Source organism: Pseudomonas sp. CBZ-4 (assembly GCF_000346755.1).
Classification (GTDB): Bacteria; Pseudomonadota; Gammaproteobacteria; order Pseudomonadales; family Pseudomonadaceae; genus Aquipseudomonas.
This window is the reverse complement of record NZ_ANNV01000104.1, coordinates 1-26,689: the sequence shown is the minus strand read 5'-3', so window position 1 is coordinate 26,689 and position 26,689 is coordinate 1. Positions and strand designations below refer to the sequence as shown.

The 26,689-nt window shown below is 64.0% G+C and carries 23 protein-coding genes; 13 read left to right on the top strand and 10 right to left on the bottom strand.

The genetic code is table 11. From position 1 onward, the window contains the following. The first annotated feature begins 11 nt into the window (after window positions 1–11). Entirely contained in the window at window positions 12–1,265 is a 1,254-nt protein-coding gene (locus B348_RS0114105; protein ID WP_017736730.1) for a CynX/NimT family MFS transporter, read from the top strand. A gap of 7 nt (window positions 1,266–1,272) precedes the next feature. Here the strand turns inward: B348_RS0114105 and B348_RS0114100 are convergent, their stop codons facing one another. The 10 genes from B348_RS0114100 to B348_RS0114055 form a co-directional block, all read right to left on the bottom strand. Then, a complete protein-coding gene (locus tag B348_RS0114100; RefSeq protein WP_017736729.1) occupies window positions 1,273–1,902 on the bottom strand; it encodes a DUF1120 domain-containing protein in 630 nt (209 codons plus the stop codon). A gap of 40 nt (window positions 1,903–1,942) precedes the next feature. Further along, window positions 1,943–2,578 (bottom strand): DUF1120 domain-containing protein, encoded by a 636-nt coding sequence (locus tag B348_RS0114095; protein WP_017736728.1) that lies wholly within the window; start codon window positions 2,576–2,578, stop codon window positions 1,943–1,945. A gap of 10 nt (window positions 2,579–2,588) precedes the next feature. Then, window positions 2,589–3,221 (bottom strand): DUF1120 domain-containing protein, encoded by a 633-nt coding sequence (locus tag B348_RS0114090; RefSeq protein WP_017736727.1) that lies wholly within the window; start codon window positions 3,219–3,221, stop codon window positions 2,589–2,591. Window positions 3,222–3,231: 10 nt separating this feature from the next. Beyond that, complete coding sequence (locus B348_RS0114085) at window positions 3,232–4,359, bottom strand: DUF1120 domain-containing protein (RefSeq protein ID WP_017736726.1); 1,128 nt, start codon at window positions 4,357–4,359, stop codon at window positions 3,232–3,234. Window positions 4,360–4,370: 11 nt separating this feature from the next. Continuing rightward, the gene (locus B348_RS0114080; RefSeq protein WP_026136785.1) at window positions 4,371–6,818 is read right to left on the bottom strand and encodes a fimbria/pilus outer membrane usher protein; all 2,448 of its coding nucleotides are present in this window, start codon (window positions 6,816–6,818) and stop codon (window positions 4,371–4,373) included. Between the two features lie 123 nt (window positions 6,819–6,941). Continuing rightward, window positions 6,942–7,652 carry a fimbria/pilus chaperone family protein gene (locus B348_RS0114075; RefSeq protein ID WP_017736724.1) on the bottom strand — a complete coding sequence of 237 codons (711 nt, stop codon included), beginning with the start codon at window positions 7,650–7,652 and terminating at the stop codon, window positions 6,942–6,944. Between the two features lie 38 nt (window positions 7,653–7,690). Beyond that, entirely contained in the window at window positions 7,691–8,317 is a 627-nt protein-coding gene (locus tag B348_RS0114070; RefSeq protein ID WP_026136784.1) for a DUF1120 domain-containing protein, read from the bottom strand. An 82-nt stretch (window positions 8,318–8,399) separates the two neighbouring features. Beyond that, the gene (locus B348_RS0114065) at window positions 8,400–9,023 is read right to left on the bottom strand and encodes a DUF1120 domain-containing protein (protein ID WP_017736722.1); all 624 of its coding nucleotides are present in this window, start codon (window positions 9,021–9,023) and stop codon (window positions 8,400–8,402) included. A 42-nt stretch (window positions 9,024–9,065) separates the two neighbouring features. After that, complete coding sequence (locus B348_RS0114060) at window positions 9,066–9,680, bottom strand: DUF1120 domain-containing protein (protein ID WP_017736721.1); 615 nt, start codon at window positions 9,678–9,680, stop codon at window positions 9,066–9,068. 92 nt (window positions 9,681–9,772) lie between these two features. After that, complete coding sequence (locus B348_RS0114055; protein WP_017736720.1) at window positions 9,773–10,396, bottom strand: DUF1120 domain-containing protein; 624 nt, start codon at window positions 10,394–10,396, stop codon at window positions 9,773–9,775. Window positions 10,397–10,790: 394 nt separating this feature from the next. On the opposite strand from B348_RS0114055, the gene B348_RS0114050 reads away from it, so the two are divergent. From B348_RS0114050 to B348_RS0113995, 12 genes are all read left to right on the top strand, one after another. Then, on the top strand, window positions 10,791–11,597 hold the full coding sequence (locus tag B348_RS0114050) for a hybrid sensor histidine kinase/response regulator (protein ID WP_017736719.1): 807 nt from the start codon (window positions 10,791–10,793) through the stop codon (window positions 11,595–11,597). Between the two features lie 179 nt (window positions 11,598–11,776). Further along, the gene (locus tag B348_RS0114045; RefSeq protein WP_017736718.1) at window positions 11,777–12,412 is read left to right on the top strand and encodes a response regulator transcription factor; all 636 of its coding nucleotides are present in this window, start codon (window positions 11,777–11,779) and stop codon (window positions 12,410–12,412) included. A gap of 256 nt (window positions 12,413–12,668) precedes the next feature. Then, the gene (locus tag B348_RS0114040; protein WP_017736717.1) at window positions 12,669–13,319 is read left to right on the top strand and encodes a DUF1120 domain-containing protein; all 651 of its coding nucleotides are present in this window, start codon (window positions 12,669–12,671) and stop codon (window positions 13,317–13,319) included. 97 nt (window positions 13,320–13,416) lie between these two features. Further along, complete coding sequence (locus tag B348_RS0114035; protein WP_017736716.1) at window positions 13,417–13,887, top strand: nuclear transport factor 2 family protein; 471 nt, start codon at window positions 13,417–13,419, stop codon at window positions 13,885–13,887. A 37-nt stretch (window positions 13,888–13,924) separates the two neighbouring features. Beyond that, entirely contained in the window at window positions 13,925–14,200 is a 276-nt protein-coding gene (locus B348_RS0114030; RefSeq protein WP_017736715.1) for a GIY-YIG nuclease family protein, read from the top strand. Between the two features lie 75 nt (window positions 14,201–14,275). Further along, window positions 14,276–15,211: a glutathione S-transferase family protein gene (locus B348_RS0114025; protein WP_017736714.1), complete on the top strand. Its 936-nt coding sequence runs from the start codon at window positions 14,276–14,278 to the stop codon at window positions 15,209–15,211. 164 nt (window positions 15,212–15,375) lie between these two features. Then, complete coding sequence (locus B348_RS0114020; protein WP_026136783.1) at window positions 15,376–17,796, top strand: TonB-dependent receptor; 2,421 nt, start codon at window positions 15,376–15,378, stop codon at window positions 17,794–17,796. Window positions 17,797–18,263: 467 nt separating this feature from the next. Next, entirely contained in the window at window positions 18,264–19,817 is a 1,554-nt protein-coding gene (glgA, locus tag B348_RS0114015) for a glycogen synthase GlgA (protein ID WP_026136782.1), read from the top strand. A gap of 19 nt (window positions 19,818–19,836) precedes the next feature. After that, entirely contained in the window at window positions 19,837–21,582 is a 1,746-nt protein-coding gene (treZ, locus tag B348_RS0114010) for a malto-oligosyltrehalose trehalohydrolase (protein WP_026136781.1), read from the top strand. Then, window positions 21,579–23,663, top strand: a complete 2,085-nt coding sequence (malQ, locus tag B348_RS0114005; protein ID WP_017736710.1) for a 4-alpha-glucanotransferase — start codon at window positions 21,579–21,581, stop codon at window positions 23,661–23,663. Before treZ ends, malQ begins: the two co-directional genes overlap by 4 nt. Further along, entirely contained in the window at window positions 23,660–26,389 is a 2,730-nt protein-coding gene (locus tag B348_RS0114000) for a malto-oligosyltrehalose synthase (protein WP_017736709.1), read from the top strand. The genes malQ and B348_RS0114000 overlap by 4 nt, the downstream gene beginning before the upstream one ends. A gap of 24 nt (window positions 26,390–26,413) precedes the next feature. Continuing rightward, entirely contained in the window at window positions 26,414–26,650 is a 237-nt protein-coding gene (locus tag B348_RS0113995; protein ID WP_017736708.1) for a DUF2934 domain-containing protein, read from the top strand. Window positions 26,651–26,689 lie beyond the last annotated feature (39 nt).

Sequence of the window (26,689 nt, the reverse complement as noted above, 5' to 3'; positions counted from 1 at the left end):
GCAGTTGATCAATGACCTCCGAAACCAAACTTGAAGAACTGTTGATCGACGCCGAAGCCGACGACGAGGTGGTGCAACACCGCCCGCCGCTGGTGAGCCGCCCGTGGTTGTTGATCGTGGGACTGGTCCTGGTGGCAATGAACCTGCGCCCGGCGCTGTCGAGCCTTTCGCCGTTGCTGAGCAACGTGTCCGACAGCCTGGGGCTGTCGGCGGCCAAGGCCGGTTTGCTGACCACCTTGCCGGTGTTGTGCCTGGGGCTGTTCGCACCGCTGGCACCGGTCCTCGCGCGGCGCTTCGGGGCTGAGCGGGTGGTGCTGGGCATTCTGCTCACGCTGGCTGCTGGCATTTTCCTGCGCAGCTCGTTTGGCGAGGCGGGGTTGTTCGTCGGCAGCCTGATCGCAGGCGCCAGCATTGGCATCATCGGTGTGTTGTTGCCGGGCATCGTCAAGCGCGACTTTGCCAAGCAGGCTGGCACCATGACCGGCGTCTACACTATGGCGCTGTGCCTCGGTGCGGCGCTGGCGGCGGGGGCCACGGTGCCGCTGAGTCACTACTTCGGCGACAGCTGGAACATCGGCCTGGGTTTCTGGATTGTGCCCGCGCTGCTGGCAGCGCTGTTCTGGTTGCCGCAGGTCGGGCAAAAGCACGGTGCCCATCAAGTCGCCTATCGGGTGAAAGGCTTGCTACGCGATCCCCTGGCCTGGCAAGTGACCTTGTACATGGGCCTGCAATCATCCCTGGCTTACATCGTGTTTGGCTGGCTGCCTTCAATCCTCATCGACCGTGGTCTGAGCGCCACCGAAGCCGGCTTGGCGCTGTCTGGCTCGATCATCGTGCAGTTGCTCAGCGCGCTCACCGCGCCTTGGTTTGCTACGCGTGGCAAGGACCAGCGCCCGGCCATCCTGGTCGTGATGCTGCTGACCCTCGGCGGGTTGTTCGGTTGCCTGTTTGCGCCGCTCGACGGCTTGTGGGGCTGGGCGATCCTGCTGGGGTTGGGCCAAGGCGGTACGTTCAGCCTGGCGCTGACGCTGATCGTATTGCGCTCGCGGGACTCCCACGTGGCCGCCAACCTGTCGGGCATGGCCCAGGGCATCGGCTATACGTTGGCGTCCATGGGCCCGCTGGCGGTGGGCGTGCTGCATGACTGGACCGGTGGCTGGGGCGCCACCGGCTGGGTGTTCGGCGTGATCGGCCTGGGCGCGATCATCGCCGGGTTCGGTGCCGGCCGCGCCGCCTACGTCGGGGTCAGCAGCGAACGGGCATGACGCTGTGTCACAGGTACTTGACCGTCACCGCCACGGAGCCGTCGATTGGCACTTCCTCGGTCAAGGTCAGGGTGTTGGCGGGGGCGATGACAGTTCTGATCATCATCTCGCCCGTCAGCACCTTTGTCGGCAGCGGGGTGAAGGATGAGTTGTCGGCCACCGCGGTCGTGCCACCGACCCACAGGGCGCCACCGGGCCAAGGCGACCAGGTCACCCCGCCGTCATAAGACATGATGAATCTGGACGGTACGCCGTCCGCCACGGCAGACGACAGGTTCACCGCATAAGAACCGAGTTTTTCATCGCCATTGATCAGGCCCAGGCCGTAGCTGTCTTCGTCGCCATCGAGCGACGAACCGGCTCGGTTGTCATGGCCTTGCAGGGCGAACACGGTGGCCGCATCGCATTCCACCCGCAGTTGCAGGTACTCACGGGGCAGGCGGGTCACGGTATCGACGTTGAGGTCCTTGGCGGACAGCTTGCCGTAGTCAACGGTGCCGCCACTGGACATGCTCGGTGTACACGCGCTTGGCGTGAGCGAGCCTTTGACGTTCAGGCCGACGCTTGAAGCGGCCACAGCATGGCCGGCGCCGGCCAGTATGAAGGCTGACGCCAGCAGGTTGCGGGGGATGTGCATTGGGTTGCTCCTAACCAGGGAAAGTGGAACGTTTCAGGGGTTACAGGTACACAACTTCCAGCGTCGCTGAACCGTCCATCGGTGTTTCCACACTCAGGTCCAGGTTCTGCCGGGCGTTGATCGTGGCTTCCAGCTTCAGGGTGCTGGTAAGGGTCTGGATCGCGGAGGGCCCGGCCATGCTGCCCACCACATCGGTAAACCCCAGCAGGCTGCGTGAGCCGACATCGATGGGGTTGAGGTTGGAGGTGCGCCAGGCCAGGCCGCCCGTGGTGGATTCGGTGCCATACACCACCGCGAGGTCATCGACCACGGTCTGCTTGGGGTCGAAGCTCACCGAATACACGCCGATCTTGTTGCCGGCGCTGTCGCGCCCCAGGCCGTAGAAAATCTCGCTGTTGACGTGGGCCGTGCCGTCGCGGTTATCGCGCATGCGCAGGGCGAAGCGGCCGGCGGCGTTGCAGTTGACGGTAAGCGTCAGGTACTTGTGGGGCAGGCGCGTGCCGTTGGTGAGGTTGAGGTCGTTGCGCGAAATCTTGCCGAAGTCCACCAACCCGCCGCTCGACAGCAACGGGGTGCAGGCCATCGGTGTGATCAGGCCTTTGACCGTCAGTTCGGCGGTGGAGGCAGCGTGGGCAGTGCCGGACAGCAGCGCCAACGCAATCAGAGCGTGTTTCATGGAGAGGCTCCTAGAGGTAGTTGATTTCGAGGGTGGCCGAGCCGTCGAGGGGGACTTCCCGGGTCAGGGTCAGGGTGTTTGCCGGCGCGATCCTGGGGGTGATGAGCACGGCTGCGCTCAGCCGTTGGATCGGCACCGGGGCCATGCTGGGGCTGCCCCTGTCGGGGGTGAATGACGTGAGGAACGTGGGCGAAAGAATGTTGGTCGGGGACCAGGAGGCCTGCCCTACAGAGCCGATGGCAAACAGCTCGTTGCCATCGGCCATGATCGATTGGAGGCGCAACAGCATGCTGCCGAGCTTTTCGTTGCCATTGACCAGCCCCAGGCCGAACTTGAGGGGGTTGTCACTTTCGAAATGGGAGCCCGCCCGGTTATCCCTGGGCTTGAGGGCCACCAAAGTCAGCGCCTGGCAAGTGAGTTCCAGCTGCAGGCTGTGGGCAGGCAACAGGGTGGGTTCATCGGGGTTGAGCGATTTGGCGGGGATCTTGCCCAGGTCGTACACGCCGCCATTGGACAGGCTCGGCTCGCAGGCACTGGGCGTGATCTTGCCGGTGGCGTTCAGGTTGACGCTGGAGGCGGCCCGGAGATCGGCGCCACCCAGCAACAGCGAAACAACGGTCAGGGCAATCAGGCAGCATTTCATGGGCAGGTTCCTAGAGGTAGTTGAGTTCGAGGGTGGCGGCGCCGTCGAGGCGCACTTCGCTGCCCAGGTCCAGTGAACCCAGCGGTGCGAGGAGCGCTTCGAGGCTGGCAGTGGCGTTGAGCGTCTGGATCGGGTCGGGGCCGCTGGTGCTGCCGGCGCTGGTGCTGAACCCCAGGTGGCGGCTGGCGCCAATCGCCAGCGGGTTGGCACTGGCACTGCTCCAGGGCAGGGCGCCGCTTGCGGAGTCGGTGCGATACAGCGGGGAAATGCTGTCGGCAGTGGTGCGCGTCGGGTCGAACAGCAGCCGGTAGCGCCCGATTTTCTGCTGCTTGGCGTCGAGGCCCAGGCCGTAGCTGGTTTCGTCGGCGGGTCCGGTGGCCGAGCCCAGGCGGTTGTCCTGCAGGCGCAGGCTGAAGCGGGTCGGTGCGTCGCAGGTCACGCTGATCATCACGGGTTGCGGGCGCAGCGGCGTGTCCTTGTCGACGTTCAAGTCCATCACCGACAACTTGTGGAATTCCACGGTGCCGCCGTTGGACAGGCTGGGTGTGCAGGCCGCCGGGGCGAAGCGCGCTTGCAGGCGCAACTCCCGCGAGCGCCCGGCGTGGATCGCGTCGAGCACGCCGCTGGTGTCCCAGGTCACCGCATCGCTGACGCGTGAGGCGGTTTCGTCGGCCCAGGCGCTGGCCTCGATCAGCAGCGACAAATTGCGCCCACTCACCGGGACGCCACCCCGCAACGGCACGATGCCATGCTCCGCTCGCCAGCGCAGCGTCGTGCCCATGCTGACGGGCAGCTGACCGCTGGCAGCAAGCAGGCCTACTTCCACCGCCTGGCCGTCGAGTACCGCATCGCTGACCCGCAGGCTGTAGCTGCCGCGTTCGGTAAATCGGAAACGCTCGGCCCCCGCCGCCAGGCCTCGGTAGAACAGGCTCATATCGGTGGCGTCTGGGCAGTTGAGGTTCAGGCGCACGCGCCGTTCTCCCAGCAAGCGTTCGGCGGCTGGCGTCAGCGCGACGGCGCGGTTCATCAGGCCGAAATCCAGCGTAGGTTCGCTCAGGTTCAGTTGGCATTCATCGGCGCCCCAGGCATTGGCACCCAGCAGCAGACTCAGGGAAAACAAGACGGGTTTGAGGCCCATGGTGATCGTCCTCATGCGTGGCACCGCGCCGGTGCGGTTTCGTAATACACCTCGGGATCGCCGTGTTCCGGCAGTTCGAAGCTGAGGCGGCAGCGGGGTTGGCCAGGGGCGCTGATCCACAGCGGGCGTCGGTCGAGCACGTCCGGCAGGAACACGTGGCTGCCTTCCTGCACCAGGGTCACGAACTCGCCGTCTGCGGTACTGACCGTGGCGCCACGGGGCAGCGGCAGGCCGTCGGGCGTGGTCACGTGGAGCAAGGCGCGCCGGGTCAGGGCCACGCCGAATTCGACTTTGTCCACCGCGCCTCGCCCGGCCGACAGCACCGCCAAGCCATTGCTGATATCGGCGTTGCGGGGCAGCGAGCGGGTCTGCACTTCCACCGGGCTGCGGCCATAGGCACTGAGTTGCGGCACCACGGCCTGGCCTTGCCAATCGGTCCACACCGGGCCGCTTGGCGTGCTGACCTTGATCCCGGCCATGTCGCCCACCGACATGACCGCGAAGGTTTCGCGCACCGGGTACGGCGAGAAGGTCAAGCCGTCGCCGTGCAGTACCACGCCGCCGCGTGCGCCGCCCTGGTAGCTGGAGCGCTCGGCGTCGTTGCGTGTGTAGTTGAAGTCCAGCTGGCTGTAATAGGGCAGCGCCGAGACCCCCACGGACGACTCCACCTCGCGGTCGCGGCTGTCGCGTTCAACGCCGACGCGGTAGCTGAATTGGTCGTTGACCTGCTCGTTGAACCCGGCGCCGAGGCGATGCTCGCCTCCGGTGTTGCGCGCCCAGGCTCTGACCTGGCGACGCTCGCCGAGGGGCACGCTGACATTCAGGTAAATGCTGTCATCGTTCTGTTGGCGACCGCCGACCTGCCATTCGGCACTGGCGGAGACCGATACCCGGCCAAAGTTGGTGCCCCAGGACGCCAGGGCGCGGCTGCTGCTGTCGCCGGTATAGGACGATGAACGCGAGATCCCGGCACTGAAAGCCCCCAGCCGCGGGTGCGCCCAGGACGCCGTGGCACTCTGCTGGTCGCGATAGCGCGAGCGTTGTTGTTCGCGGGTGTCGGTGCGGTAGGTGGAGTCCTCCAGGTCGCGGTAGCCGAAGGAACGCCAGGAGCCTGCGGTGGTGATGGCCCAGCGTTCGCTCAAGCGTTGCGACCACGACAGGTCGGTCTGTACCCCGCGTTCATTGCGCTGGCGCGTGGCCTGGGCCAACTGGCTGGAGAACTGCAACTGGCTGTCCTGCCAGGGTAGCCAGCCCAGGCTGATACCGGCGGCACGATAGTCTTCGGCCGCCAGCACACCGCCGCCAACGCTGACCTGCGGGTGCAGCGCGCCGCTCCAGCCGCCGCTGACCACCCAGGGTTCGGCACCCGCACCGTCGCCGACCTTGCGCACGCGCCCGGCGGCGACCGAGTAACCCGGCGCCGGCAAGCCCAGGCCGAGCATGGCCGCCGGAACGGTGAAGCGGCGTTCTTCGCCACTGGTTTCCTTGACCGTGACTTCCACGTCGGAACGGCTGTTCAAGCGCCGCACATCGGTGAGGGCAAAAGGCCCGGCGGGCACCACGGTGGAATGAATCAGCGTGCCGTTCTGGCGCACTTCCACTTGGGCGGGGCCGTTGGCGATACCGGTGATGGTCGCGCCCTGGTTCTGGTCCTGCAACGCGGTTTCGGTGAGCACCTGGGCGCCGGTGATCTGCGCGCCGGCCAGCACCGGGTTGTACAGGTTGATCTGCCCGACCTGGAATACCGCCTGTTGTTCGGCGAAGGTGCGCTGGGCGTAGGCGTCAAGGTGGGTGGTGCGTGACACCCGGTCTTGCCAGGTCCGCACCTGGCGGCTGCGCACGATCCAGTCGCCGGCGTTGAAACCGACCTCGGTGTTGGCCGAGCCGAAGCGGCTGGTGTCGTCGCCGTACTCGTTGTACAGGCCCGTGAGGTCGTAGTTGAGCAGGCCCGCGAAGCCGCCGGTCTGGTAGCCGGACACGTCCTGCATGGCCGGGCGCAGGGCGTCGGTGGGCACGATCAGCGCCAGGCCGAGGCTGGCCGGGTCTTGTTCGATCACGGTCTGCGGGTAGGCCTCGAGGAAGGCATGGCAGTCGGCAGCGTCCGCCGGCATGCGCAATTGGCCGGCGTCCAGCAGGGCCTGGTTGAAACACAATGCGCCCTGTTCGTCGAACAGCACATCGATACGCCCACGCCGCTGGCCGTTCACGTTCAGGTTGAGGGCGTGGCGGCCGGCGGCGAAACGTGGCGCTTCCAGCAGCAGATTGGCCAGCTGCGGGTCGATACCGCGCTGGGACAAGGTTTGCGGGTCGAACGAGCCGGCGTTTTCGTCCGCCAGCGTTTCACCCGCCGGCAGCGTGGCGCCGAGGGTCAACGCCAGGCCGGCCAACACCCGGCGCAGGTGTGGCGATAGAACGTCAGGCACGGCTGCGCCGTCGCGATCAGTGATTACTGTGCTCACAAGTCGTACTCGAAGAGTGGAGCAGGCCTGCACCGATCCGTCGGTGCGACAGGCTCCTGGTGGCCTTCAATGGGAAGCCACTTCGTTATCAGGGCGCCGAAATCCTTCCCTCCGGCGCTGCGATCAAAGGGTGATCGGTGCTTGGTACGGGTCCACGGCAAAGCCGTAGACGGTGGCCGGCTGCAACTGCACGGTGCTCGCCTGGGCCTGGCTGGCGGCGACACTGAGGGTCTCTCCCGGCAGCACGTAGGTGCGTGGCAACAAGGCCGAGCCGTTGCCCGGCAGCAGCTTCAGTTCCTGGGCCAGGCGCACCACGTAGGGCGTGGGGTTATGCACACTCAGTTGCTGGTTTTTCAGGCTCCAGGTCAGCCCGGTCCAGGGCGTGCGATTGGGTGCCAGGCCCTTGGGGTGCAGGATCACCGGCAGGTTCTGGCGCACCGTCACACCGACCCGCGCATGCCCGGCCTGGCCCGCTGCGCGGCCCTGGGGCATGCCCTCGAAGATCACCCGCTTGAGGCGTTGGGTAGTCAGCGGCGTGGGCGATTGCAGGATGAAGCGGATCAGTTGGCTCTTGGATGGCTCGACCCGGGTCAACGGCGGCGTGACGAACAGCAGCGGTGCCGGGTCCTCCGGGATGTCTTCCAGGGTCACGTGCAGGAGGGCCAGCTTGGAGTCGGTGTTGGTCACCGACACCGAGGCTTCGCCGTCGGCTTCGTTGACGATCACCACCGAAGTGTCCGGCACCATGCCGTCGGCCAATACCAGGGTGGGGCCCCACAGTGTCAGGGCGACTGCACCGAGGTACAGGCCCGCATAGCGTACGAAGTTGAACATCCGGCTGAACAAGGCGATTCGAGGAAGAGGAAACATGACTACAAGTACCTCAGGTCTAGCACGATGGAGCCGTCCAACGGCACCTCTTGGTCGAGGGTCAGGTAGGCGGCGGCGTTGATGGAGGTGTTGATTTGCAGGGTGGCGGTGACCATGCGATGCGCGGCAGGCACGAGGGTGCCGGGAGGCGCGAAGCCCATGTAGGTGTCCGGGTAGGCATTGGACTCGGGGAACCACGTCAGGCCCTGGTTGCTGGAGGCCAGCACCAGTACGCGCTGGTTGTCACCGGTGGCCTCGCGAATCGCCAGGGCCACCGAGCCCAGGCGTTCGGTCGGCGCATGGATGTTGTTGCCCAGGCCGTAATAGAACCCTGGCCCCACGGACGACGCGGCGCGGTTATCCACGCCCACCAGCACAAACAGCACCGGCTCGTTGCAGCTCACGGTCAGTTCCCGGTGCTGGGTGGGCAGCTGCGTGAACTCGTAGAGGTTGAGGGAGCGCGCCGGAACACGCCCGTAATCGACGATGCCGTCGGGGTTCAAGGTCGGCGTGCAGGCACTGGGGGTGATGATGCCGGTCAGTGACACTTCGACCGTCGAGGCGCACAGGGCGGGGGTGGCGGTCAGGCAAAGACCGAGCATCATCAAACGGCGTGAGAGCGTGTTCATGGTCTGTGGTTGGAACCGTGGTTGAGAAGACATCCGTGATAACGACGGTGGGCGCAAGGCAGTGCGTTGCGCCCGTATTCCGTTACAGGTATTTGACGGTCAAGGTGACGGAACCGTCGATGGGCACCTCTTCGGTCAAGGTCAGGCCGCTGGCGGGTGCGATGCTCGGTGAGGCGGTCATGTTGGCGGTGAGAACCTGTACCGGCGTTGGTGCCAGGGTGGTGTTGTCGGCAACCGAGAGAATGCCGCCGGTGGCGAAATTGACTTCCTGGGTCCAGGTGGAGCCGCCGTCTACCGAACCGATCACGCGTCCGGCATTTCCGTCTGCGGACGGCGCGGAAAGCCATACCTCAAGAAAGCCCAGCTTTTCGGTGCCGTTGATCAGGCCCAGGCCAAAGCGTGACGGGATATTGTCGGAACTCGAGCCGGCACGGTTGTCATGGGGCTCGATCGCCATCAGCGTCGCGGCGTCGCAGGTGACCGTCAGTTGCAGGGTGTGTTCGCCCAGGTTGGTGTGGTCGTCGGCCTTGAGATCCTTCGCAGAAATCTTGCCAATATCAACGTTGCCACCGTTGGGCAAGGTCGGTTCACAAGCGCTCGGCGTGATCAGCCCTTTCACGGTCAAGTCGACGCTGGACGCCGCCAGCGCATTGCCGGCGGTGGTGAGCAGAAGGGCGGTGAACAGGGCGTTCAGGGACTTACTCATGGTGTTGCTCCTAGCAGGGGAAAAAATCAAGGAAACGGCGGCTTACCAGTACTTCAGTTGCAGCGTGGCCTGGCCGTCGATGGGCACCTCATCGAGCAGGGTCAGGTCGGTGGCGGGCACGATGATGGTGAACGCGCGCAGGCGAGCGCTCAGGGTTTTCAGGGCGATGGGGGTATTGGGGCCGTCGAGTGCGGCAAACGAGGTCAGCGCCTCGTGCCCCAGGTAGATCGACGTGGACCAGTTGGCTCCGCCATTACGCGAGGTGATGACCTTGACGGGGATGTCATCGGCCACCGGGTCGAACAGCGAGAACGCCACGCTGCCCAGTTTCTCGTCCTCATGGGTCTTGCCCAGGCCGTGGTGCGCCGGGTTGATGGCAGAGGTCCCCGCCCGGTTGTCCACGGTGGTCAAGGTGAAAAAGGTGTCACCCTCGCACTGCACTTCCAGGCGCATCTCGGCAGGGTCGAGCCGCGTCGGGATGCTGTGTTCCAGGTCTCTGGCGGTCATCTTGCCGTGGTCGATCACGCCACCATTGGTCAGGCTGGGCGTGCACGAGCTGGGGGTGATGCGCCCGGAGACATTCAGGTGGGTGTCGCTGGCGGCGAATGCGCCGGGCGCACAGGCTGCGAGCAACAGGGCGAGGGTGGGTTTGTCCATGGGCACAGGTCCTTGTGGGGGTGGGCGTCGGTTTCGGTTCAATCAGCGCCGGGACGGCGAGAACCACCGCCGGCGCAGGCGCTGTTCAGGGCTCAGAGGTACATCAGGTCCAGCGTGGCGCTGCCGTCCAGGGGCACTTCTGCGGTAAGGGTCAGGTCTCGGGTGGGCGCGATACTGGTGGCTATCCGCAGGTCAACCGTCACGTTGCGCAACGGCTTCGGCGTTGGGGTATCGCCAAATGCACTCCAGTAGTCGTGGCCCATGTAACTGCCGTCGGGGTTCGCTATCCAGGTCGCGCCGGAGTCGTCGGAGAACAGGGGGTAGACCGGAATGTCGGCGACCGGGTTGAGCAGGTCTATCCGATATTTGCCCAGCTTCTGGTCGCCGTTGATCAGGCCCAGGCCGTAGTAGTAGCCCTGGGCGGTGCTGGCCGATCCAAAGCGGTTGTCCCGGGTATTGAGGGCGAACAGGGTCTGCGCTTCACACGCCACATTCAGTTGCAGCGTGACGCGAGGCAGGAAGGTGACGCGGTCAATGGACAGATCCTTGGCAGCGATCTTGCCGTAGTCGATGGCGCCGTCCTGGGACAGCGTGGTATCGCACGCACTGGGCGTGATGCTGCCTTTTACGTTCAAGTCCACGCTGCTGGCGGCCAGCGTCCACGTGCTGTGTGCGATCAAAATCGCCCCGACCAGGGCGGCGAAAGAAGTTTTCATATCAGCAGGTATTCCTATGCAAGGGCTTCGGGACAGATAAGCGCGGGGAAGTTGCCCAGGGTTTTATGGTTTTGGCGGGCACGCGCTGCTTCAGGGAAAAGCGGGAGGGAATTTATCGCCGGGACGAAGCGGCGCAAATGCAACTATTACGAATGACAGGGTGGCAATGACAAAAAGGGCTTGTTTAGTGAAATAGCGTCGTTTAATGCGGGGGGAGGGGGCTTTGTCGTAGTTGTTGTATCGCGCTGTTTAATTCGTTCGGATATTTTTTCGCGCTCTTTGATGACTGTGATTCATTCATTTGGATTGGGGTGATCGTCCTGCTGCGAAAAGTTCGGGTGCGGCCAGTGCATGGCCGGCCGGTTGAGCTGATCGCTCTCTGCATGAGGGCACCATGGCGCACCACTTACCTGAACGAGGCTTGCGCGCGCCGCCGAGCCATTGGCCCCATGCCCGGGTATTGGTGGTGGATGACCACGGTACCTACCGCCTGCTGATGGGCTCATTGCTGACAAAACTCGGCGTGGCTCATCACTGTTGCAGCGATGGACGAATGGCGTTGGATGTGCTGAATGTCGAGCGTTTCGACTTGGTGATCAGCGATTGCCGGATGCCGGTCATGGACGGCTACGCGATGACCCGTGAGCTGCGTCGGCGCGAAAAAGCCGAAGGCCGTCCACCCGTTACGGTACTGGCCTTGACGGCCAGCCTGGGGCCGGAAGACATCCGTCGCTGTATGGCGTGCGGAATGGACGGCTGGTTGCACAAGCCGATCGGTTTCGCACAACTGCGCAAGGTTTTGCACTGCTGGCTGGCGCCACCGAACTCAGGCGGCAATGCCGCCAAGTGCATGGAGGTCACGGTTGTGCCCCGCGGCACGTTCCCCAGCCGCGCCAGCCTGATCGAAGCCTTTGGGAGCTGGGAGGTGGTGGCGCCGATGCTGTTCAGCCTGATCGAGGAAGCCCATGCCGACCTGGCGGTGCTGGCCGCCGCCCAAGCCACACTCGATGCCAGCCAGGCTGCGCAGTGTCTGCATCGTCTGGCGGGCAGCGTGGCGTTTGTGGGGGAAACCGGCCTGGAGAACAGCGCGGTCGCGTTGATCAATGCAGTGCAGGTCTGCGGTGTGAGGCTGAACCAGGCCGACCTGGATGGCTACCGGCAGAGCGTTGAGCGCTATCTGGATTACTTGGCACGACTTTGAAGGAATTTATACCTCTGTCATGTAGTACGTTTCCGTAAGTGTGTTCTCTTAATTATGTAGGGATTAAGCGTAGCGCTTAAAACCGGGGGGTAACGCTGAGTGGATGACTTATTTCCTGTTGTTGCAAAAACACGATCGCGGTATTTTGCTGGTCTCAAACTGCCATCATGGAATGCCCGATGATTCGCATCATTATTGCTGACGATCACCCCATAGTTCGCGTAGGTCAAAAAGTGGTGATAGAGGCGAGCGGAAAGTGCAAGGTCGTGGCCGAAGCCGATGGCCCTGACCAACTTCTGGAGTTGATAGAACGTATTCCGTGCGACGTGATCGTGACTGATTTCGCCATGCCCGGTAATCAACAAGCAGACGGTTACGGGCTATTGGGTTTATTGCATCGCAAGTACCCCGACGTGCCCGTGATTCTGGTGACCATGTTCGCCAATATCGCCACCCTGCGCGCTGCGTTCGGCCATGGCGCGCGAGGCGTTATTGCCAAGAGTGCATCCGCCAGAGAGTTGCCGCAGGCGCTGATGACCGTGGTGCAGGGGCGCCAGTTCGTCAGCGAATGCCTGCGCTTGCAGCTGGATCAGGCCTGCCTGGCGCAACCGACCAAGGCGCCGACATTGTCGGGCAAAGAACAGGAAGTGGTGCGCATGTTGGCCAGCGGCATGACCGTCAGCCAGATTGCCGCGCGGGTCAATCGCAGTATTTCGACGATCAGCAAACAGAAGAGTACGGCGATGCATCGGTTGTGTATTTCCACGGATGTGGATCTGTTTGCCTATGCACGGGATGCGGGAATGGTTCCTTGAGTCAAGTGCGCGGCCGACTATATCCGTGCGCATTGAAGTTGATATAAGTCGCGCCGTTATTGGTGTGGCATGGGTATTCGTAAAACGTGTATTGGGTGCCGTGTGGTTGCGCGATAAAGTTCACAAATGTTTTGGTGTTACTGGCGCCTTGGCATAACCCCCTGGTCTAACTACAGAGTCGTAATTGTTGGCGAGCCTGGTGCAGTCGTGTGTCGATGCTCGTCAACTAAAACCCACTCGAACGAGTACTTAGTATATGAAAATGTTGATTAACGTGATGGCCGCCGCCATCGCGCTGGGCGGTGTCGTCCCGGTATTGGCGGCGTCCAGTGTGGATGTGAACGTCAAGGGCAGTATTACGCCGGCAGCGTGTACGCCGGCCTTGTCCGGCGGCGTGGTGGACCACGGCAAGATATCGCGCAAGGACTTGAACCAGGGAAATGTGCCCACTGCACTGGCGGTGGCGACACTGCGCTTGAGTGTCGAATGCGCCGCGCCGACCATGGTTGCGATTCGGAGCAGTGATAATCGAGCCGGCACCTCTGGCGAGGGGGGGATACCTGGAGTGGCGGAAAATTTTGGCCTGGGTCTGGTCGACGACAAGAAAGTCGGCTGGTACATGCTGAAAACCGCCAATGGGCAGGCCGATGGCGTTGACCGCCCGATCATTGAGTCGAGCACTGGCACCAGTTGGTCGGATGCCACCCACCCCGGGCTGATCTGGCAGGTCAACAGCATGCGTGCTTTGAGTACGAGCGCGGGCAGCGATGTTGCGCCCGTGCCGTTGCGGGCGATGGCGATGGACGTTCAAGTCGATACCTTTATCGTCAGGCTTCAAAGCCTGCCACCGCTGGGCGAGCAGTTCCCCCTGGACGGCAGCGCCACCCTCGACGTCGTCTACCTCTGACCCCACCCCCCTTATTGACAAGGTAAATGGGCATGGCTTTCCACCCATGCGCAGCTTATCGTGCAGCCCTGATAACACTGAATCACGGAGCCTGCCCATGAGTGATGTCCACGACGCCCTGATCAACCGCTTCTACCAGGCCTTCCAGCGCCTGGACGCCGAGGCCATGGCCGCCTGCTATACCGATGACGTGGTGTTCAGCGATCCGGCCTTCGGCGAACTGCGCGGGCGTGATGCCGGCGATATGTGGCGCATGCTCACCACCCGCGCCAAGGATTTCTCCCTGACCTTCGACAGCGTGCGCAGCGATGAGCGCGGCGGCAGTGCGCATTGGGTGGCCACCTATCTGTTCAGCGCCACCGGCAATACGGTGGTCAACGATATCCAGGCGCGCTTCGTGTTTCGCGACGGCAAGATCAGCGAACACCACGACAGCTTCGACCTGTGGCGCTGGTCGCGTCAGGCCCTGGGCACCAAGGGCCTGTTGCTGGGCTGGACGCCCATCGTCAAAAACGCCGTGCGAGCCCAGGCGCTGCGCGGTTTGAAGGCATTCCAGGCCAGTCGTTGATAAGCTTGGCGCTCTTCTGGTTTTGCTGAACTGACCTGTGACTGATCCTTCTGAACCCAAACCCTGGTTTGTCTATCTGGTTCGCGCCGCGAATGGCTCGCTGTATTGCGGCATCAGCAATGACCCGGTGCGCCGTTTTGCGATGCACCAGAGCGGCAAGGGCGCGCGGTTTTTCCTGTCCAGCCCGGCCGTGGCGCTGGTGTACACCGAGCAATGTGCAAGCAAGGCCGAGGCGCTGCGCCAGGAACGGCTGATCAAGAAATTGAAGAAAAGCGCCAAGGAATGCCTGGCGGCCAGTGACTCATTGATTTGACTGATGGGTTCCCATCGTCCCCAAGCGAGATTTTGCAGGCTAAGCTAGCGGCTCACTTCTAGAGCGGAGTCCGGCATGTCTGAGTTGATCCTGCACCACTACCCGCAATCCCCCTTCGCGGAAAAAGCCCGTCTGTTGCTGGGCTTCAAGGGCTTGTCCTGGCATTCGGTGCTGATTCCGCCGGTGATGCCCAAGCCGGATTTCACTGCCCTCACCGGCGGCTATCGCAAGACCCCGGTGCTGCAAGTGGGCGCGGATATCTACTGCGACACGGCCTTGATCGCCCGGCGCCTGGAGCAGGAAAAATCCGCCCCGGCGCTGTTTCCCCAAGGTTTGGAACTGGTCACCCAGGGCTTCGCCGCCTGGGCCGATTCGGTGGTGTTTTCCCATGCGGTGGCGCTGGTGTTCCAGCCCGAATCCCTGGCGGTGAAATTCGCCAAGGTGCCGCCAGAAATGCTCCAGGTACTGGTGGCCGACCGCGGCAAACTGTTCAGCGGTGGCACGGCGACACGTGTGCAATTGGACCAGGCTCTGCACCAATGGCCGGCGATTGTCAGCCGCATCGATCAGCAATTGCAGCACCAGGCCGGGGACTTCCTGTTCGGCGAGCCTTCGATTGCCGACTTCTCCCTGGCTCACCCGTTGTGGTTCCTCAAAGGCTCTTCCGTGACTGCGCCGCTGGTGGATGCTTATCCTGCCGTCGCCGCCTGGCTGGACCGCGTGTTGAGTTTCGGCCATGGCACGTCCACCCAGATGAGCGCCGAGCAGGCCCTGGAAATTTCGCGCAACGCCACGCCGGCCAATCTGCCGGATGAAGTGTTCGCGGACTTGAATGGCTTCGCCCCAGGCCAGCAGGTGACTGTCAGCGCTACCGATTACGGCACCGACCCCGTCGCTGGCGAACTGCTGTTTGCCGGGCGCGAAGAGCTGATCCTGCGCCGTACCGACGAACGCGCCGGCACCGTGCATGTGCATTTCCCACGCATGGGTTTCCGCATTCAGGCGCAATAAGATCGTCCCCACGCTCCGCGTGGGAACGCATCCCCCGACGCTCCGCGTCGTACTCTCGAAAATATTTGCAGATTTATGTGAGGTAAACCCGCGGCCCATCCGTGTAGTGCTTGAAACTGCGATCAATTCGCATTAACAGCGTTTTCTACACGGGTTCTCACAGCATGAAGTTGACGGCGGGCGGTTGGGTTAAACAGTGGCTGGGAGCCTCGGTCTTGGCGGTCTCGGGGTTGGCTTTGCTGCCCCTGGCCGTGGCGCAGGCGCAGGAACAACAAAGCGCCCGGTTCAACTTTGCCCTGGCAGCCAAACCGCTGCCCCAGGCCCTGAGCGATTTCAGCCGGGTCACCGGGATCAGCGTGATCTACACCGACGAAGCGCCCTACGGCCTCAAGGCCCCGGCCGTCAGCGGGCAGATGAGCGCGACCCAGGCCCTGCAACGCCTGCTGAGCAACTCCGGCTTTACCTTCCGCCAGATCGACGCGCGCACCCTGGCGCTTGAACCGCTGCCGACTGAAGGCGCGGTCAACCTCGGCGCCACCACCATCAGCGGCGTCGGCCAGCAGACCCAGGACAGCACCAGCTACCAGCCGCCGCCCACCAGCTCGGTGATGCGCTCCAAGGCGCTGCTGCTGGAAACCCCGCAAACCGTCAACGTCGTGCCTGCCCAAGTGCTGCGCGACCAGACCCCGCGCAACCTGGATGACGCCCTCGGCAATATCAGCGGCATCACCCAGGCCAATACCCTTGCCAGCACCCAGGACGCGGTGATGCTGCGCGGCTTTGGCGACAACCGTAACGGTTCGATCATGCGCGACGGCATGCCGGTGGTGCAGGGCCGTGCGCTGAACGCCACGGCCGAGCGCGTCGAAGTGCTCAAGGGCCCGTCGTCGTTGCTGTACGGCATCCAGGACCCGGGCGGCGTGGTCAATATCGTCAGTAAAAAGCCGGAACTGGTGCAGTCCACCGCCCTGACCGTGCGCGGCTCGACCTTTGGCGACGGCAAGAACGGCAGCGGCGGCAGCCTCGACACCACCGGGCCGATTGGCGACAGCGGCCTGGCTTACCGGCTGATCGTCGACCACGAAGACGAAGACTACTGGCGCAACTTCGGCACCCACCGCGAGACGCTGGTGGCGCCGTCCCTGGCCTGGTACGGCGACAACACCAAGTTGCTGTTTGCCTACGAGCACCGCGAGTTCCTCTCGCCGTTCGACCGTGGCACCGCCATCGACAAGTCCAACCACCCGCTGGACATCCCGTCCACCCGCCGTCTGGACGAGCCCTTCAACAACATGGAAGGCCGCTCCGACCTGTACCGCTTCGAAGCCGACCACGACCTCAACGACGACTGGAAGGCCCACTTCGGCTACAGCTGGAACCGCGAAACCTACGACGCCAGCCAAGTGCGCGTCAGCGCAGTGGCCACCGACGGCACCCTGACCCGCAAGATGGACGGCACCAAAGGCGCGATCACCACCGACCGCTTCACCACCGCCAGCCTCGAAGGCAAGGTCAACGTGTTCGGCCTGCAGAACGACCTGGTGTTCGGCATGGATGATGAGTACCGCAAGATCTACCGCGCCGACCTGATCCGCCAGAACTCGCGTGGCTCGTTCAACTACTACAACCCGGTCTACGGCAACGAAGTCGCCGGCACCACCGTCAGCGCCGCCGACAGCGCCCAGACCGACCTGCTGCGCAGCGACTCGCTGTTCTTCCAGGACGCGATCCACCTCACCGACCAGTGGATCTTCGTCGCCGGTGCGCGCTACCAGATGTACGACCAATACGCCGGCAAGGGCGTGCCGTTCAAGGCCAACACCAACGGCAACGGCCAGGCCTGGGTACCGCGTGCGGGCCTGGTGTATCGCTACACCGACGAGCTGTCCTTCTACGGCAGCTACACCGAATCGTTCAAGCCCAACTCCACCATTGCCGCCCTGGCCGATGGCAGCAAGTTGACCGGTGACCTGACACCCGAGGAATCCAAGTCCTGGGAATTGGGGGCCAAGCTCGATATTCCTGGGCGCATCACTGCCAGCGCGGCGCTGTTCAATATCGACAAGCGCAATGTGTTGGTTTCCGTCGGCTCTGGCGCGAACACCATCTACAGCATTGCCGGCCAAGTGCGTTCTCGTGGCCTGGAACTGGACGCCAGCGGCCAGTTGACCGACCAGTGGAGCCTGATCGGCAGCTATGCCTACACCGACGCCGAAGACGTCAAGGACAAGGATCCGACCCTGGAGGGCAACCGCCTGCAAAACGTCGCCAAGCACACCGGCTCGTTGTCGGTGGCGTACGACTTCGGCAGCATTTTCGGCGGCGACCAGTTGCGCATGGGCACTGGCGCCCGCTACGTCGGCGAGCGCGCAGGCGACGCGGCCAACGACTTCACCCTGCCGGGCTACACCGTGGCGGACGCGTTTGCCACCTACGACACCAAGATCGACGGGCAGAAGGTCAAGTTCCAGCTCAACGTGAAGAACCTGTTCGACCGCACCTACTACACCTCGGCGGCCAGCCGCCTGTTTGTGTCGATTGGCGATGCGCGGCAGTTCTCGGTGTCCAGCACCCTGGAGTTCTAAGCCTGACGCCTGTGGTGAGGGAGCTTGCTCCCGCTGGACTGCGCAGCAGTCCCAGTCTTTTAAACAAAGAGCTGGGGCCGCTTCGCGCCCCAGCGGGAGCAAGCTCCCTCGCCACAGGAAGGCTTTTTCAAGGGCGCATAAGGTTACAAGTTTTTTGTCCTACAAAATTTCCTCACAAACCCTACAGGCTCTAGGATCTGTCCTAGACTGATGACCGATGGGTCCGTTCGAAAACAAAAACCCCGCAAAAAATCGAAACTTTCCAACTCTGCCGTAGGTCCAGTTTTAAGGTAAGGCGAGCGCTTGCGGTTCACACCCAACGCCCGTCCATCCATTCTTTTCGAGCCAAATGTGCAACTGGCATACGCCTTGCCAGTTTGTACAGTGCTTGTGCGCCTGACCGCAGGAAGCGGTCATCGGAGCTGATGGCAGCGGGCCATTAGCCAACCAACATGTGGGAGAGAACTATGATCAGTGCCGCTGTAGATCTTCAGGGAGAGCGTGTCAGTCAGCCGGTAGAGGGATCTTCATTGATCGATCTGCCAGCCACTTCGCGGCCGGTCGTGAGTCAGAATCCCAATCGCAAGAAAGTCTTGTTCGTCACCTCCGAATTCGCCGACCTGGTGAAAACCGGTGGCCTGGGCGACGTCTCCGCCGCCCTGCCCCGCGCCATGGCCCATCTGCATGATGTGCGCGTGTTGATCCCCGGTTACCCGCAGGTGATGGAAAGCGACAACCCGATTCATATCGTCGGCGAGCTGGGCGGCCACGCCGCGCTGCCGCCGTGCAAGATCGGGCGCATGGACCTCAAGGATGGCCTGGTCATCTATGTGCTGATCTGCCCCGAGCTGTACGAGCGCGAAGGCACGCCCTACGGCGCCAACAACGGCCGCGACTGGCCGGACAACCATATCCGCTTCGCCCGCCTCGGCCTCGCCGCCGCCGACATGGCCGCCAACCTCGCGCAGATCCACTGGTGCCCGGACCTGGTGCACGCCCACGACTGGCCCGCCGGCCTGGCTCCGGCGTATATGCACTGGCGTGGGTCACGCACGCCGACCCTGTTCACCATCCATAACCTGGCCTATCAAGGCGTGGTCAGCCTCGCTTCGACGCCGGAGCTGGGCATTCCACCCCACGCCTTGCAGCAGGAAGGCATGGAGTTCTATGGCAAGATGTCGTTCCTCAAGGCCGGCATGGCGTACTCCAGCCACATCACCACGGTGAGCGCGACCTACGCCCAGGAAATCACCACCCCCGAATTCGGCTGCGGTCTCGATGGCTTCCTCGCCAGCAAGACCCAGCAAGGCCTGCTCAGTGGTATCCCCAACGGCATCGATGAGAGCTGGGAAACCTCCACCGACAGCCACCTGACCCACAACTTCAATATCGGTGACTGGGACGGTAAGGCGATCAACGCGGCTCATGTGCGCAACCTGTTCGGCCTGGACGACTCCAGCGGCCCGCTGTTTGCCGTGGTGTCGCGCCTGGTGTATCAGAAAGGCCTCGACCTCACCGAAGCCGTTGCCAGCTTTATTGTCGAAAATGGCGGCCAGATCGCGATTATCGGCCGTGGCGAACCCGAAGAAGAACAAGCCATGCGTGAACTGGCCTTGCGCTTCCCCGGCCAGGTCGGTGTGCGCATCGGCTTCAACGAAACCGACGCCCGGCGCATGTTTGCCGGCAGCGATTTCCTGCTGATGCCGTCGCGCTACGAGCCGTGCGGCCTGAGCCAGATGTACGCGCAGCGCTTCGGTTCGCTGCCGGTGGCGCGCAATACCGGCGGGCTGGCGGACACCATCGAGGATGGCGTCACCGGTTTCCTGTTCAATGAATCCACCGTGGACAGCTATCAGGAAGCCCTGAGCCGCGCGTTCAAGGTCTTCGCCTTCCCGCGCCTGCTCAACGCCATGCGCTGCCGCGCCATGACCCAACCCTTCAACTGGTGCCAGGCGGTGGAACCCTACGCCGACCTGTATGAGCAACTGGTGGCCAAGGCCCTGGGGAAATCCGCTAAATAAACCTGGGAGGTCTCTATAGATGCCGGCACGGACTCTGGAAACCTGGCCCCACGGCGCAATCATGCTGGACGCGCAACACACGCGTTTTGCCTTGTGGGCGCCAGATGCGTATTACGTCAGCGTTGAACTGGAAAACGGCAAGTCCATCGCCATGCTGCCCCAGGCGGAAGGCTGGTTTGAAAGTGAAATCGCCTGCCCGGCAGGCACCCGCTACCGCTTCAATATCGACGGGGAACGGGATGTCCCCGACCCCGCGTCCCGCGCCCAGGCCTCGGATGTACACGGCTGGAGCCTGGTGGTGGACCCGCTCGCCTACCCCTGGCGCCACAGCCAGTGGCAAGGCCGGCCATGGCATGAAGCGGTGATCTACGAGCTGCATGTCGGCGCACTGGGCGGCTATGCCGGCGTGGAGCAACACCTGCCGCGCCTGGCCGAGCTGGGCGTGACGGCGATTGAACTGATGCCGCTCGCGCAGTGCCCCGGCGAGCGCAACTGGGGCTACGACGGCGTGCTGCCCTACGCACCCCACGCCGCCTATGGCACACCCGAGCAGCTCAAGCACCTGATCGACAGCGCCCACGAGCACGGCCTGGCGGTGATCCTCGACGTGGTCTACAACCACTTCGGCCCCGACGGCAACTACCTCGGCCAATACGCCCAGGGCTTCTTTCGCGAAGACGTGCACACGCCCTGGGGCGCCGGCATCGATTTCGAGCGCCGCGAAGTGCGCGACTTCTTCCTCGACAACGCGTTGATGTGGCTGCTGGAATACCGCTTCGACGGCCTGCGCCTCGACGCCGTGCACGCCATCGACAACCCGGACTTCCTGACAACCCTCGCCCGGCGCGTGCGCCAGCAAGTGGATGTCGGCCGACACGTCTGGCTGGTGCTGGAAAACGAACTCAACCAGGCCAGCCTGCTTGAACACGATTTCGACGCGCAATGGAACGACGACGGCCACAACGCCCTGCACGTGTTGCTCACCGGCGAAACCGACGCCTACTACAGCGACTTCGCCCGCGACACCACCGCCAAACTGGCCCGTTGCCTGGGCGAAGGCTTTATCTACCAGGGCGAGACCACCCGCCACGGCCACACGCGTGGCGAACCCAGCGCCCACCTGCCGCCGAGCGCCTTTGTGTTGTTCTTGCAGAACCACGACCAGATCGGCAACCGCGCCTTCGGCGAGCGCCTGCACCAACTGTGCGCGCCCCAGGCACTGCGCGCCGCGACCGCCTTGTTGCTGCTGTCACCGATGATCCCGCTGCTGTTCATGGGCGATGAGGTCAACGCCCGCGAGCCGTTCCTGTTTTTCACCGACCACCACGGCGAACTGGCCGACGCCGTGCGCGAAGGCCGGCGCAATGAGTTTGCCGACTTCGCCGCGTTCCGCGACCCGGCGCTGCGCGAACGCATTCCCGATCCCAACGCCCTGGCGACCTTTGAACAGTCGGCCCCGGTGTTTGCCGCCAGCGAACACGCTGAGTTCTATCGCCACCTGCTCAGCCTGCGCCATCAGCACCTGGTGCCGCACTTGCCCGGCAGCGTGGCACTGGGCGCGCAGGTGTTGGCCGACGGCGCCGTCAGCGCACGCTGGCGCCTGGGCAATGGCAGCCTGTTGCAGATCGACCTGAACCTGAGCGCCACCGCCCTCGATCATCCCGCCAGCACCCACCTGCTATTCGAAACGCCTGTGCAGCAAGGCGCGCACCTGCCGCCCTACAGCGCACGCGTCACCCTATCCCCTGTTGGAGAGCACCCTTGAGCGAAGCGAACCTGGAAATCCTCGCCAGCCGAGCGGGCCTGGCCGTCGATTGGATCGACGCGAATGGCCGCCCGCAACGTGTACAACCCGACGCATTGCGCGCAGTTCTCAAAGGCCTGGGCCACCCGGCCGACAGCGACGCCGAAATCGACGCCAGCCTGCTGCAACTGGAGCAGGTGCAACAAGGCAAACACCTGCCGCCGCTGATGACTGTCGACAGCGGCAGCGGCCTGGACCTGGCGCGTTACTTCGAGCCCGATACCCTGTGCCGGGTCAGCCTGGAAGACGGCGAAACCCTGGAGCTGCGCCTGGATGGCGACGCGGTGCTGCCCGGCGTCATCGCCCTCGGCTACCACCAGGTGCATATCGCCGAGCAGACCTTCACCCTCGCCGTCGCCCCCACCCATTGCTACAGCGTGGCCGAAGCCGTCGACAGCGAGCCCGCCCGCGCCTGGGGCCTCAGCGCCCAACTTTATGCCCTGCGCCGCCTGGGTGATGGCGGCTTCGGCGACACCCTGGCCCTCGAACACCTGGCCCGCGCCGCCGCCGAACGCGGTGCCGATGCCTTGGCGATCAGCCCGATGCATGCGATGTTCAGCGCCGATACCGGGCGCTACAGCCCGTATTCGCCGTCCAGCCGCTTGTTCCTCAACAGCCTGTACGCCTCGCCCGCCTGCATCCTCGGCGAGCGCGAAGTGCGCAATGCGCTTGAAGCCATCGGCCTCACCGACGAGCTGCACCGCCTGGAACAACTCGAGCTGATCGACTGGCCCGCCGCCGCCCAGGCCAAGCAAAGACTGCTGCGCGCGCTGTATGCAGACTTCCGCCACGGCGAGCATCCGCAACAGGCGGACTTCCTCAGCTTCCGCCAGGCCGGCGGCGAAGCCCTGGAAAACCACTGCCGCTTCGAAGCCGTGCAAACCCAGCGTGCCGCTGCCGGTGAAGACCTCGACTGGCGCCACTGGCCCGAGGACTGGCGCAGCCCGCAAAGCCCGGCACTCGCGCAGTTCGCCGAGGAACACCGCGATGAAATCGGCTACTTCGCCTTCAGCCAATGGCTGATCGCCCGCAGCCTGGAACGCGCACAGCAGGCCGCCCGCGGCAGCGGCATGGGCGTTGGCTTGATCGCCGACCTCGCCGTGGGCGCCGACGGCGGCGGCAGCCAGGCCTGGAGCCGCCAGGATGAACTGCTCGCCAACCTCACCGTGGGCGCGCCACCTGACATCCTCAACCGCGCCGGCCAGGGCTGGGGCATTTCTGCCTTCTCCCCCGAAGGCCTCAAGCGCAACGGTTTCCGTGCCTTTATCGAGATGCTGCGCGCCAACTTCGCCCACGCCGGCGGCTTGCGCATCGACCATGTGATGGGCCTGCAACGCCTGTGGGTGATCCCCATGGGCGCCTCGCCGCGCGAAGGCGCGTACTTGTATTACCCGGTGGACGATCTGTTGCGCCTGCTGGCCCTGGAATCCCACCGCCACCAGGCCATCGTCCTCGGTGAAGACCTCGGCACCGTGCCCGACGGCCTGCGCGAAAAACTCATCAGCCGCTCGATTCTCGGCATGCGCGTGCTGCTGTTCGAACAAGGCCACGATGGCCAATTCAAGCCCATCCTCGACTGGCCCGACAACGCCCTCGCCACCACCAGCACCCACGACTTGCCCACCCTCAACGGCTGGTGGCACAGCCGCGACATCGAGTGGAATATCGAGCTGGGCCTGATCGACGCCCCCACCGTGGAGCAATGGAGCGAACACCGCCTGCGCGAACGCCAGGCGCTGCGCCAAGCCTTGAGCCAGGACCCGCAGAACTTCGTCGACGAAATCCGCAACGACACCGACCACATGATCGACGCCAGCGTGCGCTACCTCGGCCACACCCGCGCGCCACTGGTGTTGCTGCCACTGGAGGATGCGCTGGGCGTGGAGGAACAAGCCAACCTGCCCGGCACCCTTGACACCCACCCCAACTGGCGCCGACGCCTGGCGGGCGAAGCGTCCAGCCTGCTCGACAATGCCGGCGCCGCCCGCCGCCTGGAACTGTTGGCCGTGGCGCGCAACCAGGCCCACGAGCGTGATCGATGAAAGACCTGCCGCTACGGGCCACCCAACGCCTGCAATTCCACGCCGGGTTTACCCTGGATGACGCGGTGCCACTGGTGCCCTACTTCGCCGCGCTGGGCATCAGCCACCTGTACGCCTCGCCACTGCTCAGCGCGCGCGCCGGTTCCATGCATGGCTACGACGTGGTCGACCCGACCCAGGTCAATCCAGAGCTGGGCGGTGAAGCGGCATTGCGCCGCCTGGTGACGGCGCTGCGGGCCCACGACATGGGGCTGATCCTCGATATCGTGTCCAACCACATGGCCGTCGGCGGCGCGGATAACCCCTGGTGGCTGGACCTGCTGGAATGGGGTCGCTTGAGCCCCTACAGCGAATTCTTCGATATCCAGTGGCACTCGCCGGACCCATTGCTCAAGGGCCAATTGCTCATGCCCTTCCTCGGCAGCGACTACGGCGAAGCCTTGCAGACCGGCAGCGTAACCCTGCAATTCGATGCGGCCCATGGCGCGTTTTATGTTGCGCACTACGAGCACCGCTTCCCGATCTGCCCAAGGGATTACGCCGAGATCCTCGGTACCGGGGTCTTGCTCAAGCCCATGGCCGAACGTTTCAGCGCCCTCGCCGAGCAGGACGATGCCTACCACGAGGCCGCGTGGCTCAAGCAGGCGTTGGCCGAGCGCGCCAGCGACGCGCCGGTGCTGCACGCCATCGAGCAACAACTGGCGGCATTCGACTTCGAGCGCCTGCATCATCTGCTGGAGCAACAAGCCTACCGCCTGGCCAGCTGGCGCACGGCGGCGGACGACATCAACTGGCGGCGCTTCTTCGACGTCAATGAACTGGGCGGCCTGCGGGTCGAACGCAGCGCCGTGTTCGAAGCCACCCACGGCAAGATCTTCGAACTGATCGGCGAAGGCTTGGTGGATGGCCTGCGCATCGACCATATCGACGGGCTCGCCGACCCACGGGGCTACTGCCGCAAGCTGCGCCGTCGCGTGGACGCCCTGGCGCCGGGGCGGCACTTGCCGATCTTTGTCGAGAAGATCCTCGGTGAAGGGGAAACCCTGCGGGAAGACTGGCAAGTGGACGGCACCACCGGCTATGAATTCATGAACCAGCTGTCTTTGCTGCAACATCATCCCGACGGCTTCGCCCCGCTGGCCGAGTTGTGGACCCGCCACAGCGAGCGCCCCTCGGCGTTTATCGAGGAAGCACGGCTGGCCCGCCAGCAAATCCTCAATGGTTCCCTCGGCGGCGACTTTGAAAGCGTCGCCCAGGCCCTGCTGCAAGTGGCCCGCGACGACGTGATGACCCGCGACCTGACCCTCGGCGCGATCCGTCGCGCCTTGCAGGAACTGATCGTGCACTTTCCGGTGTACCGCACCTATATCAGCGCCCGTGGCCGCAGCGCCGTCGATGACAAACTGTTCCAGCAGGCCATGGCCGGTGCCCGCAGCACCTTGGGCGAAGGCGACTGGCCGGTGCTCGATCACCTGGCCAACTGGCTCGGCGGCCAACCCTGGCGCAATCGCCCGGTGGGCCGTGAGCGCAAGATCCTCAAGCATGCCTGCGTGCGCTTCCAGCAACTGACCTCGCCCGCCGCCGCCAAGGCCGTGGAAGACACTGCGTTCTATCGTTCGGCGGTGCTGCTGTCGCGCAACGATGTGGGCTTCAGCACCGAGCAGTTCAGCGCGCCGCTGGCCGACTTCCACGAGGCCAACCAGCAACGTTTGCGCACGTTCCCCGACAACCTGCTGGCCACCGCCACTCATGACCACAAGCGCGGCGAAGACAGCCGTGCGCGGCTGGCGGTGCTCAGTGAATGTGCGCCGTGGTACGTCGAACAGGTGGAGCATTGGCGCCGCCTGGCCGCACCGTTACGTGGTGAAGGCAGCCCCTCGGCAGGCGATGAGCTGATTCTTTATCAAGTGCTGCTGGGCAGTTGGCCGCTGGACGCTGACTTCGACGGCTATCAGCAACGTCTCTGGCAATGGCAACAAAAAGCCCTGCGCGAAGCCAAGTTGCACAGCAGCTGGAGCGCGCCGAACGAGGCGTATGAGCAAGGCGTCGAAGCCTTCCTCGCGCGCTTGCTGCACAGCGATACCGGCCATGCATTGCGCACGGCCATCGGCGACGCCGCCGAGGCAATCGCCCGCGCCGGCGCGATCAATGGGCTGGCGCAATCCTTGCTTCGCATCACCGTGCCAGGTGTGCCGGACCTGTACCAGGGCGCCGAGTTCTGGGACTTCAGCCTGGTGGACCCGGACAACCGTCGCCCGGTGGATTTCAACACACGGCAACAGGCGCTGCAAACCCCACCGGACATCGGCGAACTGTTGTTGCACTGGCGCGACGGGGGTATCAAACAGGCGGTGATCGCCCAGGCGCTGGCCTTGCGCAAGGCCCATCCCGAACTGTTTCGCCACGGCGATTACACGCCACTGGAAGTGGTTGGCACGCACGCCGAACGGGTACTCGCGTTCAGTCGCGAGCACCAGGGCAAACGCCTGCTGGTGGTGGTGCCGCGCTGGCCCCATCACTTGCTTGAAAACGGTGTGCAGCCCCAGTTCGATGCGCAGGTTTGGGGCGATACACGGGTCAAATTACCGTTCGCCGCCACGGCACAAAAATGGAAGGGACTTTTCCACACAGGCGCAGTCACACCAAACAAGGAGCTGCCACTGAGCACTGCCCTGGGGGATTTCCCGGTCAATGTCTTTATCAATCCTGATGATCAAGAAAGCTGAACATTTTCTGTGAGGAACATTGCGATGAGTACTGAAGACAAACGCATACGGGAACTGGCCCATCAGATCTGGGAGTCGGAAGGCAAACCCCATGGCCAGGATACGCGGCACTGGGAGATGGCGCGCAAGCTGGCGGAGGCTGAGGCGTTGACGCCGAGCAAGCCCAAGGCCAAGCCGAAAGCGCCGCCCAAGCCCAAGCCAGCAGCGGCCAAGCCGCCCGCCGAGAAAAAACCCAAGGCACCGCGCAAGCCCGCCGGTTGACCGCATTCCCCTGTGGGAGCGGGCTTGCCCGCGATGGCG